This window comes from Sinorhizobium garamanticum (assembly GCF_029892065.1).
GTDB classification, from domain to species: Bacteria; Pseudomonadota; Alphaproteobacteria; order Rhizobiales; family Rhizobiaceae; genus Sinorhizobium; species Sinorhizobium garamanticum.
Window position 1 is genome coordinate 4012870 of record NZ_CP120373.1, and the last position, 12905, is coordinate 4025774.

The window sequence follows — 12905 nt, forward strand, 5'->3', positions numbered from 1 at the left end:
AAACCCGAATTGTGGCTGCGCCGTGATCGACGGGGTTCGTTCGCATCCCGCGCGGATGAAACCGCAGCTCAGGAGCGCGGCGTCCAGGCGTCGTAGTCGCCGGTCACGCGTGGGCGTTCGCCCGCGCCCGCGATCGATCCCTTAGGGCGATAGGCCTGCGCCGTGCCGGTCGCGTTCGCACGGTGCGGCTTCTGCCACTCCCTCGGGACGTATTTCTCGTCGGCGGGGGAAATGTCCGTGCGGTGATGCATCCAGCCGTGCCAGCCCGGCGGGATGGCGGAGGCCTCGGCAGGGCCGTTATAGATCACCCAGCGCCGCGTACGACCTTCGGAATCCGTGCCACCCTGATAGTAGACGTTGCCGAACTCGTCCTCACCCACGCGCTTGCCAAAGCGCCAGGTATGAAAACGCGTGCCGATCGTCTGTTCGTTCCACCAGGTGAAAATCTGCAGCAGAAGCTTCATGGGTGTCTTCCTTCACCGGCTTTTGGGAAGGTAGCCGGACATCAATTTCATGCTCCCGCTTATGCCCCGCCACTCCTGCCTTGTCCAGTGATTCCGCTTTGCCGCCAGTCATTTCAGCCGCATCTTGAAGCCGAAATGGCTACGCTCGAAACCAAGGCGCTCGTAGAAGCGGTGGGCATCGATGCGCACGACATTGGAGGTCAGTTGGACCTTCGCCGCTCCCTGCTCTCGCGCCACCGCAATCGCGTGACGAACCATGCGTTCGCCGATGCCCCGGCCACGCATGTCTTCGCGCGTTTGTACAGCCTCGATAACCAGGCTCGAGCTGCCACGCCCGGGAAGCGATGTCAGAAGCGCAGTCTGAAACGTGCCCACGACCTCGCCACCAAGGTGGGCCACATACAGCGTCTGATGAGGCGATCGACTGATCTCTTCGAAAGCCGCAAGATAGTCACCGAAGGCTTCCGGGTCGGTCGTGTCGCCGTGCCCGCCCAGCCGGTCGTTGGCAAAAAGGGCAATGATCGCAGGCAACTCGCCGCGCTCGGCTTGTCGGATTTCAAGGTCGATTGTCACTTCCGGTTTTCCCCGTGCTCTTATCTGCCGCGCAACAATCAGCAGGAGGCAACAGTTTCATGACAATCGGCGTGCATTGATTGCGACGACTAGGAAAGCCTCTTCTCCAGGATCAGCGCCGGCACGCCCGATAGCTCGTCTCCGCAGTTCGCCGTCTTTCCGACTTCGGCAAAACCATGCGCCCGATAGAACGCCAATGCATGAAGGTTCTGCGGCTCGACTTCCAGCCGCATGCGCTCCGCATCGGGAAAACAGGTTTCGAGTTCGGCAAACATGTCGCGGCCGATGCCCTGCCTTTGATATTTCGGGAGGACGTAGAGCTGGTGGAGAACGGCGGTCTTCGCCAGCGTGTCCGACATCGCCGCATAACCCATGCCGGCAAGCTCGCTGCCATTGTCGGCAACGACGAATTCGGCGTTCTTTCGCTGCAGGCGCTTTGTCAGGGCGTCAACCGAATGCCATCTGGCGGTGAGTTCGTTGACCTTGTCGACGCCGTAAAGCGTGTCGTAGGTCGCGTGCCACGTCTCGGTCAGCAAGACGCGTACCTTTTCCAGGTCGCGCTCGCCGGCTGTGCGGACGAAGAACATGGTCATTCCTCGATGCCGAGCTTGGCCTTGACGAGTGCCTGGACCGCCTGCGGATTGGCCTTGCCGCCGGTCGCCTTCATCACCTGACCAACGAACCAGCCGGCGAGCGAAGGCTTTGCCTTGGCCTTTTCCACCTGATCGGGATTGGCGGCGATGATTTCATCGACTGCCTTTTCGATCGCACCGGTGTCGGTGACCTGCTTCATGCCGCGCGTTTCGACGATTTTGGCCGGATCGCCGCCCTCGTTCCAGATAATTTCGAAGAGGTCCTTGGCGATCTTGCCGGAGATGGTCCCGGCCTTGATGAGGTCGATGATGCTGCCGAGCTGAGCGGGAGAAATCGGAGTCTCTTCAATGGTTTTGCCGGCTTTGTTCAAGGCACCCAACAGGTCGTTGATGACCCAGTTCGCGGCCGTCTTGCCATCGCGACCTTCGGCGACGGCCTCGAAATAGTCAGCGATCGCCTTTTCCGAAACGAGAACCGAGGCATCGTAGATCGAAAGGCCCATGTCGCGGACGAAGCGTTCCTTCTTGTCGTCTGGGAGCTCCGGAAGATCGGCTTTCAGAGCCTCGACGAAGGCGTCGTCAAATTCGAGCGGCAGCAGGTCCGGATCTGGGAAGTAGCGATAGTCATGCGCCTCTTCCTTCGAGCGCATGGAGCGCGTCTCGCCCTTGTTCGCGTCGAAGAGCCGCGTTTCCTGATCGATGACGCCGCCATCCTCGAGGATCGCGATCTGGCGGCGCGCCTCGTATTCGATCGCCTGGCCGACGAAGCGGATCGAGTTGACGTTCTTGATCTCGCAGCGCGTTCCGAACGGCTCGCCGGGGCGGCGAACGGAAACGTTGACGTCGGCCCGCATCGAGCCTTCGTCCATGTTGCCGTCGCAGGTGCCGAGATAACGCACGATCGAACGCAGCTTGGTGAGATACGCCTTCGCCTCGTCCGACGAGCGCAGATCCGGCTTCGAAACGATTTCCATCAACGCAACCCCCGAGCGGTTAAGGTCGACATAGGACATCGACGGATGCTGGTCGTGCATCGACTTTCCGGCATCCTGCTCCAGATGCAGGCGTTCGATGCCGATCTCGACGTCCTCGAACTGCCCCTGGCGGTCCGGCCCGATGGAAATAATGATCTTGCCTTCGCCGACGATCGGATCCTTGTACTGCGAGATCTGATAGCCCTGCGGCAGGTCCGGATAGAAGTAGTTCTTCCGGTCGAAGATCGAGCGATTGTTGATCTTCGCTTTGAGGCCGAGACCGGTGCGAACCGCCTGCTTGACGCACTCCTCGTTGATCACCGGCAGCATGCCCGGCATCGCCGCATCGACCAGCGAGACATTGGCATTGGGCGCATTGCCGAATTCCGTCGACGCCCCCGAGAACAGCTTCGAATTGCTGAGCACCTGGGCATGGACCTCCATGCCGATGATGAGTTCCCAGTCGCCGGTGGCGCCAGGGATGAAGCGTTTCGGATCGGGAGTGCGGACGTCGACAATGCTCATGTCATGCTCTTCTTTGAAGCCTGAAAATCGAGGTTTCTCGGTAGAGCAATTGGACCTCCGGTGCAAGGCTTGTGAGGTGCCTCGCACCTCGGCGGCACGCTCGCAACGATACAGCACGTCCAAGCCACGCAACCTTGACGTTCGTATGGCTGTCTCTTAGAAAATTCTGCCGCTGCCTATACTGAAATGATATATCAGCCTGAACCAATTGATTGGTAGCCGTTCCATGACCGAACGAGCGCAGCGGCTCAACGTAAGGGGCCGGTTCATGGAGCGTCGCAGATCATTCGTTTTTCTTATTGCTCTTTTCTTGACACTGCTCGGCCCGGGTTTGACGGTCAGGGCGGATGAGCAAGTCCACAAGGCCCCAGCCGAGAGCTGGGTGGAGTTTGTCGGCATTCCTGAGCTTGACCCGTCGCGCAGCGCCGAGATCAGAAACGGCATCGCCTTCCTCCTGACAGACGCCCAGATCCGGCATAGAAACGGCGGGTACTCGATATTCGGGCGCTTGGTTTATAAAGTGACTGACCGGGCCGGCCTGGAAAGCGGCGCGCGGCTCGACATCGTATTCGATCCTTCGCGCGAGAGGCTCTCCTTCAACCGACTGATGATCATCAGAGACGGAGTTGTCATCGACAAGCTCGGTGATGCGAAGTTCGAGATATTCCGCCGGGAGACGGACTCCGAGAGAGGCATTTTTGACGGCCGCCTCACGGCGCATGTGGATCTCAGCGATGTGCGCGTCGGCGATATCGTGGACTATTCCACGACCTATGAAGTCACCCCGACAGTGGCGAAGGATCTGCTGTACGCTCGCTTCCAGGCCGAATGGGGTGAGCCCGTCGCCCTTACAAGGCAACGGATCATCTGGCCGACAGAAAAGCCGCTCAATATACGCGTGGTCAGGACAGGCCTGAAGCCAACCGTGACAACGGCCGGGGGCGAAACGACCTATCTATGGGAAACGGGCAATCCTGCGCCAGTGAAATTCCAGGACAATCTGCCGGTCGACTATCCCAATTTCGGCTTCGTGGAGATATCTTCGGAGTTCGACTGGCAGCCCGTCGTCGATGCCGTCCTTCCTTTCTATCGACCGACGGAGAGCTTTCCAGCCGATTTCGAGGCCAAGCTCGCTGAAATCGAAGTCCGCCATGGTGCGCTAGAGGATCGCCTCATCGCCGCATTGCGACTAGTCCAGGACGAGATCCGCTATGTCAGCCTGTCGATCGGAGCGGGCTCCTATGTACCACGCCGTCCGGAAACGGTGCTGGCCAGCGGCTTCGGCGACTGCAAGGACAAAGCGCTGCTCCTCGTTTCAGCCTTGCGGCGGCTGGGCATCGAAGCCGAGGTGGCTCTCACCGACATCGATGAAGGCAGGGCGCTTGAACATGCCGTTCCTGCGCTTCAGGCTTTCGACCATGTGATCGTCAGAGCGAAGATAGGCGAGCGTGTCTGGTGGCTCGACGCGACCGATTACCTCCAGGGCGGACGCGCGGCAAACATTGTTCCGCCCGATTACGGCTTTGCATTGCCGCTGGTTGCTTTCGGAGCAGCGCTCGAGAGACTTCCGGTGAAGGAACTGTTGGAGCCGACCCAGTCGGTTGCGGAACGGTTTGCGTTCCCGAGGCGCGATGGCGAACCCATGGTGCTCACCGTAAACACGATCTACCGCAACGCCGATGCCGATAGGATGCGCCGCAGGCTTGCACACGCATCGAAAGCCAAGCTCGCGGACGACTACATCCAATATTACAGCCGGCAGTATCCCGGTATCAAAAGCGCGGCGATGCTCGAAGCAGCAGATGACCGTGATCTCAATATTCTGACGACAAAGGAGGCTTACGAACTTCCCTCCGAGGCACTATTTGCCAACGACCTTGCCAAGAATTTCCCGTTGCGGGCAGATATCGGTATCGGCGGCATGCCAGCGCCAACCGCAGTTGGGCGTACCGGACCGATCGCGCTTGGACCTCCGGTCTACAAGAGCCACAAGGTCACCGTGACCAACCTCAAGGCCCGCTTCTCCCCGCCGGAAAAGCCGGACGTCTATAACCCGCACTTCTCACTCAAATTGAGCTGGTCGACCCTTCCGACCGAGCTCGAACTGGAATGGAGCTTTCGAACCCTGGCAGAACGCGTGCCCGCCGAAGCGATCAACACCTATCTCCAAGCCGTCGCTGACAGCAACCGCAAGTCGGAATGGTACTATGACTTCACCCATGTCGACACCGCCGCAAGCGGCGACGATGTCTCGGCCCTCAGTATCGACTTCCTTCGGGCCATCAGAACCGCGCTTCTTCTTTTGCCGTAGTTGCGGAGCTCGTGTCCTGTCCTGCTGCGGCGGTCGCGCCTGCAGTCCGTCTGAAAATCGGCGACACCATTCCGGAATCATTCATAAGTGCCGTTGGTGGCGGGCGCTTTGGCGCGCAGGACAGCGAGAGGCGATGCCGGCGACGCTGCGCCGCCATCCTTGCAACCTTGACGTTCGCACTTTCGTCTTCTAGAAATCGGGCATCCGAATGGAGCCTTGATGTTCTTTCAGTCTGAGTCCCGGTAAGGGCCCTGCCCGCAGTCACTAAGACCTGCGCGCACGGGCCGGAAACGTGAACCCCGCTCATCCCAGGATTTGCGGAACGTTTTCCTGCGTTCTCACGAACGCCATTCCGGAACACTCAAACCATGGACATTTCGCGCGCGGAACAGCGCATTCTTCACCATTTGGCCCAGGGCGGCCGCATTGAAATCACCCGCGAAGGCAAGGCGATCGCCGAAATTCGCTGCTTCACACGCGACGGCTGGGTCTATCCCGGTGTCGACATCGAGCTTTTTCGAAAGCTGAAACGCAAGAGAGCGATCAAGTCCTCCGGCGGCAAGCCATACCGCATCACGGAGCAAGGGCTTTATCTCGTCAGATCGGAACTCAACAACCGCTGAGCGGTCGAGGTCCACGCTTACCCGGAGGTTGCGACCTCCGGGGCTTCGGAATTCGCCCCTACGACGTGCGGTCCCGGCCCACCGCCTTGGCGCGCCGTAGCGGACGACTTCGGCTTGCAGCAGCATGTGCGCCGCGCCCAAGCCCGGCGGCGTCGAGTGGAGCGGCCCTTCCCGCTCCACTACATCATTTCCTCCGCAGTGTGCGACCACAGCGCCGCGCGTCTTTTCGGGCGCGCAAAGGACGCTGTAGCACTTTGAATTGCATGTTTTTAGCTGGCACTACCACCACTTGGACGGAGTGAAGCGGCCCGCGGCCTGTTCGATGACATGCGCCGTCTTGAACAGCGTTTCCTCCTCGAACGGCTTGCCGATGAGCTGCAGACCGAGCGGAAGGCCCTTGCGGTCGAGCCCGCCCGGCACCGCAATGCCCGGCAGCCCTGCCATGTTCACCGTTACGGTGAAGATGTCGTTCAGATACATCTTGACCGGATCGGCTGCGAGATCCTCGTCCGCAATGCCGAAGGCCGAGGACGGCGTCGCCGGCGTCAGGATCGCGTCGACACCTGCATCGAAAACGAGTTCGAAGTCGCGCTTGATCAGCGTCCGGACTTTTTGCGCGCGCAGATAATAGGCGTCGTAGTAGCCGGCGGAGAGCACATAGGTGCCGATCATGATGCGGCGCTTGACTTCCTGGCCGAAGCCGGCAGCCCGCGTCTTCTCGTACATGTCGATGATATCCTTGCCGTCGACGCGCAGGCCGTAGCGGACACCGTCATAGCGCGCCAGATTCGACGACGCCTCGGCGGGCGCGACGATATAATAGGCCGGCAGTGCGTATTTCGTGTGCGGCAGCGAGATGTCGATGATCTCGGCACCGGCGTCCTTCAACCAGGCAATGCCTTGCTGCCAAAGCGTCTCGATTTCCTCCGGCATGCCGTCGACGCGGTACTCCTTCGGGATACCGATCTTCATGCCCCTGATCGATTTGCCGATCGACGCCTCATAATCCGGCACGGGCAAGTCGACGGAGGTCGTATCCTTCGGATCGATGCTGGCCATCGACCTCAAGAGGATCGCCGCATCGCGCACGTCGCGCGCGATCGGGCCGGCCTGGTCGAGCGAGGAGGCAAAGGCGACGACGCCCCAGCGCGAGCAGCGGCCATAGGTCGGCTTGATGCCGACCGTGCCGGTGAAGGCGGCCGGCTGGCGAATGGAGCCGCCCGTATCGGTCGCCGTCGCACCGGCGCAGAGATGGGCCGCGACGGCAGCCGCTGAACCGCCGGAGGAGCCGCCGGGCACGAGGTCGAGGTTGGAATTCTTGGCGCGCCACGGGTTCTTGACCGGTCCGTAGTAGGACGTCTCGTTGGAAGAGCCCATCGCGAACTCGTCCATGTTGAGCTTGCCGAGCATGACCGCGCCGTCGTTCCAGAGGTTCTGGGTGACCGTCGATTCGTAGCGCGGCTCGAAGCCGTCGAGAATGTGGCTGCAGGCCTGCGTGTGGACGCCCTCGGTGCCGAAGAGATCCTTGATGCCGAGCGGAATGCCTTCCAAAGCACCGGCCTTGCCGGCGGCAATACGGGCATCGGAAGCCTTGGCCATCTCGCGCGCCTTTTCCGGGGTCACGGCAACATAGGCGTTGATCGTGTCATTGGCCGCCTCGATCGCGGCGATGTAGGCATCCGTCAATTCGACCGCAGTGATTTCCTTGGCGGAAAGCTTCGCGCGGGCTTCGGCGATCGTGAGACTGGTAAGTTCGGTCATGGTGCAATCGGGCTTTCGCAATCGGAAACGTCAGGGCGTGAGGCGGTTTCTTTACTCGACCACCTTCGGAACGAGGAAGAAGTTGCGGTCCGAATTCGGCGCATTGGCGACAATGTCGGCAGCCTTGTCGCCGTCGGCGACGGTGTCGGTGCGCTTCTTCATGTTCATCGGCATTACCGAAGTCATCGGCTCGACGCCGTCGACATTGACCTCGGAAAGCTGCTCGACGAAGCCGAGAATGCCATTGAGCTCGCCCATCATCCGTTCGGCCTCCTCTTCGCTGACAGCGATGCGGGCAAGGCGCGCGACGCGCTTTACGGTGGCAAGGTCTACGGACATGATCGTCTCCGGTATCTCAAAGTTTCCCCCGCTATAAAGACGAGTTGCACAACGTGCAACGGGCGAATGTCGCCAACAGCGTCCACTCCAGGCGGCCGCTACTTATCAGAGAGTGACGACGCCGCCGACTTCAGGCGTCGCGACCAGCGTCGAGGCACCGTCCATGCCGGCGACGAAGGTCTGCGGCGTCTGGTCGATGATCGGGAACGAGCCATAATGGCAGGGGATCGCAGTGTTGAATTTGAAATAGCGCTGGCAGGCAAGAGCGGCCACGGCGCCGCCCATGGTGAACCGGTCGCCGATCGGCACGATTCCGATGTCGGGCGCATGCAGTTCGTGGACCAGTGCCATGTCCGAGAAGATGTCCGTGTCGCCCATATGATAGAGCGTCGGCTCGTCGTCGAAGTGAAGCACCAGGCCGCCGGCACTTCCGAGCGAATGGGAAACGCCGTCTTCGGTGATCTGCGCCGACGAATGAAGCGCCGTGACTAAGGTCACCGAGAAAGCGCCAAGCTGGATCGTCCCGCCGGTGTTGCCGGCATCCATCTTCGACACGCCCTGCCTTTCGAGCCATATGCAAAGATCGAAATTGCCAACCACCGTGGCTCCGGTTTCCTTGGCGATCGCGACGGTGTCGCCGACATGGTCGCCGTGGCCATGCGTAAGCAGGATATGCGTCAGTCCCGCGGTTGCCGCCTTGCGTTCGCTTTCACGAAACGCCGGATTCCCGGTGAAGAAGGGATCGATCAGGATTTTGGCCTTCGCCGTCTCGATGTGGAAGGCGGAATGGCCGAGCCATTTGATCTTCATGACGTTCTCCTTGGATCACGGTAAGTTTGAGCGAAACAACCGAACATGACGACGTGGTCGTTTTTAAAGGTTAGGTGGATCGCTCTGATGATTTATGTGTCGGACAAGCATATGGATCAGACGACACAAGTGGAAAGATCGAATCGGGAAATCCCATGGCAATTCTTACAATCGAAGAACTGGCAGCGTCCTTGCCGCCCAACCGGGCGATTGCCGGCCTGGATCTCGGCACCAAGACGATCGGGCTGTCGGTCTCCGACCTCGGGCGGCGCTTCGCGACGCCGCGCGACGTGATCCGCCGCGTCAAGTTCGGCATCGATGCGGAAGCGCTCCTGGCCATGGCAGCAAAGGAAAAGATCGCGGCCTTTATCATCGGCCTGCCCGTCAACATGGACGGGACCGAGGGACCGCGCTGCCAAGCCACGCGCGCCTTTGTGAGGAACATGGGAGAGAAAACAGATATTCCCTTCGTGCTCTGGGACGAACGGCTCTCGACTGTCGCGGCGGAGCGGGTACTGATCGAGATGGATGTATCCCGGAAGAAGCGGGCAGAGCGGATCGACTCCGCCGCGGCTTCCTTCATTCTTCAGGGAGCGCTCGACAGACTGGCGTCGCTCGCAAATGCCTCCCGCGATTGAGCGGACGGCACGCCGAAACGGCGGCGGTACCAGGCGACGATCTGGCGGCGTTTTCTCAAAGCCACAAGTGCAAATACGATGGCGCTATCGACGACCATCGCCCGCGCGACGAGCGGCGGGATGGTTTCGGGCGGAATTCCCAGCACGTGACCGTAGATATCAAACACGAGGTCATGCGCCTGACGCGTCAACATGAAGACGCCGAAGCTCATATCGTAATAGGAAAGACCGTACCAGCTGGTCAGCAGCGTGACCGGGGCGGCCCAAAAGATCAGGAGCCACTTCATGCGCTCCCCCTTTCCACGATCTGCCGGCGGAACAGCGGATAGAGCGCTCGCTCGGCCAGCACGAACACCACAAGGGTGACCGCGAGCCTCCCGATGTCGAGCGGCAGTCCCGCGAAAAACATCATCATGATGATCAGCAAGCCAGTTCTCACCGAACCGCTCCGTTCCTGATTTTCTTCAAATTGCCCAGCCAATCTCCACCCTTGGGGGCGCGCCCGCAACGTAAACTATTTGTTAAGGTTAATATTCACAGATGAGGGTAGCTTGCGAGCGGCCATGCTGCGAATTATGCGTGGGTCTTCCCCTTGCGCATGGACCCGTCATGACCGCCATCTTCGAGAGCATCCTGCCTATCTTCCTGCTTGTGCTTCTTGGAGTGTGGCTCCGACGGTCGAAGCTCATCGACCAAGGGCTTTGGATCGGGCTCGAGCAGTTCGGGTACTATCTTCTTTTCCCCGCGCTGCTCTTCTCGACCTTAGCCGAGGCGGACTTCACCGGAATAAAGGCCGACGCAACGGCGATTGCGACCATTGGCAGCGTTACGGCGATGTCGGCCGTACTCCTTCTGATCTGGCCGCTCCTGCGCGGTCGCCAGATCTCCGGCGCTGCCTTCACCTCGATCTTTCAGACCGCGACGCGCTGGAACGCCTTCATCGCGCTCGCCGTTGCGCAAAAGCTCTACGGTGCGATCGGTCTCAGCCTGACTGCGCTGGTGATGACGCTGATCATCATCCCGATCAATTTCTACAATGTCGCTGTGCTTGTTTGGTTCGGCGGCGGCGGTCGCGGTCTCGGGTTCTTCTTTCTGAAGATCATCACCAATCCTTTGATCATTTCGTCGGCGCTTGGGATATTGCTCAACATCACCGGTATCGAACTCTATGCACCGGTGATGACGGCCATCGACATGCTGGCGACGGCCTCGCTCAGCCTCGGCCTGATCATGGTTGGCGCCGGTCTCAGGATCGCCGACGCATTGAGACCGAGCGGCGCCGCGATGCTGGCAGTCGCGCTCAAGCTGATCGTCATGCCGGCTTTCATGGTCGGAGCCGGTGCGCTGCTCGGCATCCGCGGTGATGCGCTGCTGGTGATAGCCCTGGGAGCTGCCGTGCCGACAGCCATGAACGGCTATCTTCTCGCCAAGCAGATGGGGGGAGATGCAGAACTCTATGCCGCGGTCGCGACGATTCAGACGGCGGTATCCTTCTTTACGATACCGCTTGTCCTTTCCGCCACCGGCTATGTCGCTGCCGGATAGAGCAGATCGAGCACGTAGGCGGAATCGAAGCGCGAATCGAGCATGCCGTAGGTCGAGCGCCAGCCTGCCGCGAGGCGCGACTCGAGGAACGCGTCGGCGATACGCCCCGCGCCGAGCCGGTAGAGTTCGGCAGCCGCGGCGGCGAGCGCAAGCTGCTCGACCAGCATCCGGGCGGCACCTTCGTCGCGTTCGCAGAGCGACATGGCCGCGCGCAGAACGTCGATCGTCTTTCGGCCAGCGGGGCCGAGATCGCGGCTGAAGATGCCGAAGAGCTGTTCGAACAGCTCCTTGCGACGCCCGAGCACGCGCAGCACGTCGAGCGCCATAACGTTGCCGGATCCCTCCCAGATGGCGTTGACCGGCGCCTCGCGATAATGCCGGGCGAGCGCGCGCTCCTCGACATAGCCGTTGCCGCCGAGGCATTCCATCGCCTCATAGATCAGGCCGGGGGCGATCTTGCAGCACCAGTATTTGGCGACCGGCGTCATGATGCGGGCATAGGCGGCATCGTCGGCGCTGCCATGGGCCTTGTCGAAGGCATCGGCAAGACGGAACGACAGCGCGCTCGCCGCCGCGACGTCGAGCGCCATGTCTGCCAGAACCCGTGTCATCATCGGCTGGCTGATCAGCGCCTTGCCAAAGACCTTGCGGCCGCGGGTGTGGTGAACAGCTTCGGCGAGCGAGGCGCGCATCATGCCGGCGGAAGCGAGCGCGCAGTCAAGCCGCGTCAATGTCACCATATCGAGAATGGTGCGGATACCGGCGTCGGGCGTTCCGAGCACGAAACCGAACGTGTCGGAAAACTCCACCTCCGACGAAGCATTGGAGCGATTGCCGAGCTTGTCCTTCAGGCGCTGGAAGCGCAGTCCGTTGGCGGAACCGTCCTCGAGCAGCCGCGGCACCAGGAAGCAGCCGAGCCCATCGCGCGTCTGCGCGAGCATCACGAAAGCATCGCTCATCGGCGCCGACATGAACCACTTGTGGCCGTTGAGACGGTAGATGCCCTCCCCGACGCGCTCTGCAGTCGAGGTGTTGGCGCGGACATCGGTGCCGCCCTGCTTCTCCGTCATGCCCATGCCGATGGTGACGGCGCTTTTCTGCATCCATGGGCGGTTGGAGGAATCATATTTGCGTGAGAGGATCTTTGGCGCCCATTCCTTCTGGACCGCCGGAGACGCGGTGATGGCGGCAACCGACGCACTGGTCATCGTCAGTGGGCAGAGATGACCGCATTCGAGCTGTGCCGTCAGGTAGAAGCGGATCGCCCTCGCCTTGTGCGAGCGGTCTCTTTCATCCGCCAGGTTCTCCCAGGCGGAAGAATGCAGACCCGTCGTCATCGACCGGCGCATCAGCGCGTGCCAAGCCGGATGGAACTCGACGACGTCGAGGCGCTCACCGCGAGGGCCGTGGGTCTTCAGCTTCGGCACGCCCTCATTGGCCATGCGCGCCAGTTCCTGCGCTTCCGGCGAGGTGACGTAACGGCCGAGCACGTCGAATTCGTCACGCAACGTCTTCGGCATGCTCGACGTTATATCGACGACGAGAGGATCGGAGCGATAGGCGTTGACACCGGACCAGGGTTTTGGCTGGTTCAGCTCGGCGAGTTTCTGTTCAGTCCGGTTCATCTGATTCATGGGCCGGTTCTAGCGCAAGTTTCGCAGGCGCGAAACAGGCGCGCCTTGAGGCCCACGCAAGTTTTCTGCGGAAGGGGTGGTGCGCCGCTTGCCCGACCCCTGACCACGCTTTATA

Annotated in this window: 14 protein-coding genes; 4 read left to right on the forward strand and 10 right to left on the reverse strand. The window is 60.9% G+C overall.

Annotated elements, in window-relative coordinates; all coding sequences use genetic code 11:
- Positions 1 to 68 precede the first annotated feature (68 nt).
- The 4 genes from PZN02_RS19005 to gatB all read right to left on the reverse strand — a co-directional run bounded on the left by PZN02_RS19005 (position 69) and on the right by gatB (position 3129).
- The gene (locus tag PZN02_RS19005) at positions 69 to 464 is read right to left on the reverse strand and encodes an NADH:ubiquinone oxidoreductase subunit NDUFA12 (RefSeq protein WP_280659452.1); all 396 of its coding nucleotides are present in this window, start codon (positions 462 to 464) and stop codon (positions 69 to 71) included.
- 108 nt (positions 465 to 572) lie between these two features.
- Positions 573 to 1037: a GNAT family N-acetyltransferase gene (locus PZN02_RS19010; protein WP_280659453.1), complete on the reverse strand. Its 465-nt coding sequence runs from the start codon at positions 1035 to 1037 to the stop codon at positions 573 to 575.
- Positions 1038 to 1126: 89 nt separating this feature from the next.
- Positions 1127 to 1624, reverse strand: coding sequence for a GNAT family N-acetyltransferase (locus PZN02_RS19015; RefSeq protein ID WP_280659454.1), 498 nt, complete (start codon positions 1622 to 1624; stop codon positions 1127 to 1129).
- A gap of 2 nt (positions 1625 to 1626) precedes the next feature.
- Complete coding sequence (gatB, locus tag PZN02_RS19020; RefSeq protein WP_280659455.1) at positions 1627 to 3129, reverse strand: Asp-tRNA(Asn)/Glu-tRNA(Gln) amidotransferase subunit GatB; 1503 nt, start codon at positions 3127 to 3129, stop codon at positions 1627 to 1629.
- Positions 3130 to 3397: 268 nt separating this feature from the next.
- Between gatB and PZN02_RS19025 the strand changes: the two genes are divergently transcribed.
- Positions 3398 to 5440 carry a DUF3857 domain-containing transglutaminase family protein gene (locus PZN02_RS19025; RefSeq protein WP_280659456.1) on the forward strand — a complete coding sequence of 681 codons (2043 nt, stop codon included), beginning with the start codon at positions 3398 to 3400 and terminating at the stop codon, positions 5438 to 5440.
- A 368-nt stretch (positions 5441 to 5808) separates the two neighbouring features.
- Positions 5809 to 6063 (forward strand): YjhX family toxin, encoded by a 255-nt coding sequence (locus PZN02_RS19030; protein WP_280659457.1) that lies wholly within the window; start codon positions 5809 to 5811, stop codon positions 6061 to 6063.
- A gap of 279 nt (positions 6064 to 6342) precedes the next feature.
- Here PZN02_RS19030 and gatA read toward each other — a convergent pair whose 3' ends face one another.
- The 3 genes from gatA to PZN02_RS19045 form a co-directional block, all read right to left on the reverse strand.
- The gene (gene gatA / locus PZN02_RS19035; protein WP_280659458.1) at positions 6343 to 7824 is read right to left on the reverse strand and encodes an Asp-tRNA(Asn)/Glu-tRNA(Gln) amidotransferase subunit GatA; all 1482 of its coding nucleotides are present in this window, start codon (positions 7822 to 7824) and stop codon (positions 6343 to 6345) included.
- A gap of 51 nt (positions 7825 to 7875) precedes the next feature.
- The gene (gatC, locus tag PZN02_RS19040) at positions 7876 to 8163 is read right to left on the reverse strand and encodes an Asp-tRNA(Asn)/Glu-tRNA(Gln) amidotransferase subunit GatC (RefSeq protein WP_280659459.1); all 288 of its coding nucleotides are present in this window, start codon (positions 8161 to 8163) and stop codon (positions 7876 to 7878) included.
- A gap of 105 nt (positions 8164 to 8268) precedes the next feature.
- Positions 8269 to 8973: a metal-dependent hydrolase gene (locus PZN02_RS19045; RefSeq protein ID WP_280659460.1), complete on the reverse strand. Its 705-nt coding sequence runs from the start codon at positions 8971 to 8973 to the stop codon at positions 8269 to 8271.
- A gap of 155 nt (positions 8974 to 9128) precedes the next feature.
- Between PZN02_RS19045 and ruvX the strand changes: the two genes are divergently transcribed.
- A complete protein-coding gene (ruvX, locus tag PZN02_RS19050; protein ID WP_280659461.1) occupies positions 9129 to 9611 on the forward strand; it encodes a Holliday junction resolvase RuvX in 483 nt (160 codons plus the stop codon).
- Here the strand turns inward: ruvX and PZN02_RS19055 are convergent.
- Positions 9560 to 9898, reverse strand: a complete 339-nt coding sequence (locus tag PZN02_RS19055) for a DUF6105 family protein (protein ID WP_280659462.1) — start codon at positions 9896 to 9898, stop codon at positions 9560 to 9562. The two genes, ruvX and PZN02_RS19055, sit on opposite strands and share 52 nt — an antisense overlap.
- Positions 9895 to 10050: a hypothetical protein gene (locus tag PZN02_RS19060; protein ID WP_280659463.1), complete on the reverse strand. Its 156-nt coding sequence runs from the start codon at positions 10048 to 10050 to the stop codon at positions 9895 to 9897. Before PZN02_RS19060 ends, PZN02_RS19055 begins: the two co-directional genes overlap by 4 nt.
- 170 nt (positions 10051 to 10220) lie before the next feature.
- On the opposite strand from PZN02_RS19060, the gene PZN02_RS19065 reads away from it, so the two are divergent.
- Complete coding sequence (locus PZN02_RS19065; RefSeq protein WP_280659464.1) at positions 10221 to 11156, forward strand: AEC family transporter; 936 nt, start codon at positions 10221 to 10223, stop codon at positions 11154 to 11156.
- Here the strand turns inward: PZN02_RS19065 and PZN02_RS19070 are convergent.
- Positions 11138 to 12790 (reverse strand): acyl-CoA dehydrogenase family protein, encoded by a 1653-nt coding sequence (locus PZN02_RS19070; protein ID WP_280659465.1) that lies wholly within the window; start codon positions 12788 to 12790, stop codon positions 11138 to 11140. The two genes, PZN02_RS19065 and PZN02_RS19070, sit on opposite strands and share 19 nt — an antisense overlap.
- Between the last annotated feature and the right edge of the window lie 115 nt (positions 12791 to 12905).

Coding starts and splice junctions, on each gene's coding strand:
- PZN02_RS19005 (WP_280659452.1), bottom strand. CDS start 464: ATGAAGCTTCTGCTGCAGATTTTCACCTGGTGGAACGAACAGACGATC.
- PZN02_RS19070 (WP_280659465.1), bottom strand. CDS start 12,790: ATGAATCAGATGAACCGGACTGAACAGAAACTCGCCGAGCTGAACCAG.
- PZN02_RS19045 (WP_280659460.1), bottom strand. CDS start 8,973: ATGAAGATCAAATGGCTCGGCCATTCCGCCTTCCACATCGAGACGGCG.
- PZN02_RS19025 (WP_280659456.1), top strand. CDS start 3,398: ATGGAGCGTCGCAGATCATTCGTTTTTCTTATTGCTCTTTTCTTGACA.
- gatC (WP_280659459.1), bottom strand. CDS start 8,163: ATGTCCGTAGACCTTGCCACCGTAAAGCGCGTCGCGCGCCTTGCCCGC.
- PZN02_RS19030 (WP_280659457.1), top strand. CDS start 5,809: ATGGACATTTCGCGCGCGGAACAGCGCATTCTTCACCATTTGGCCCAG.
- PZN02_RS19065 (WP_280659464.1), top strand. CDS start 10,221: ATGACCGCCATCTTCGAGAGCATCCTGCCTATCTTCCTGCTTGTGCTT.
- gatA (WP_280659458.1), bottom strand. CDS start 7,824: ATGACCGAACTTACCAGTCTCACGATCGCCGAAGCCCGCGCGAAGCTT.
- gatB (WP_280659455.1), bottom strand. CDS start 3,129: ATGAGCATTGTCGACGTCCGCACTCCCGATCCGAAACGCTTCATCCCT.
- ruvX (WP_280659461.1), top strand. CDS start 9,129: ATGGCAATTCTTACAATCGAAGAACTGGCAGCGTCCTTGCCGCCCAAC.
- PZN02_RS19055 (WP_280659462.1), bottom strand. CDS start 9,898: ATGAAGTGGCTCCTGATCTTTTGGGCCGCCCCGGTCACGCTGCTGACC.
- PZN02_RS19015 (WP_280659454.1), bottom strand. CDS start 1,624: ATGTTCTTCGTCCGCACAGCCGGCGAGCGCGACCTGGAAAAGGTACGC.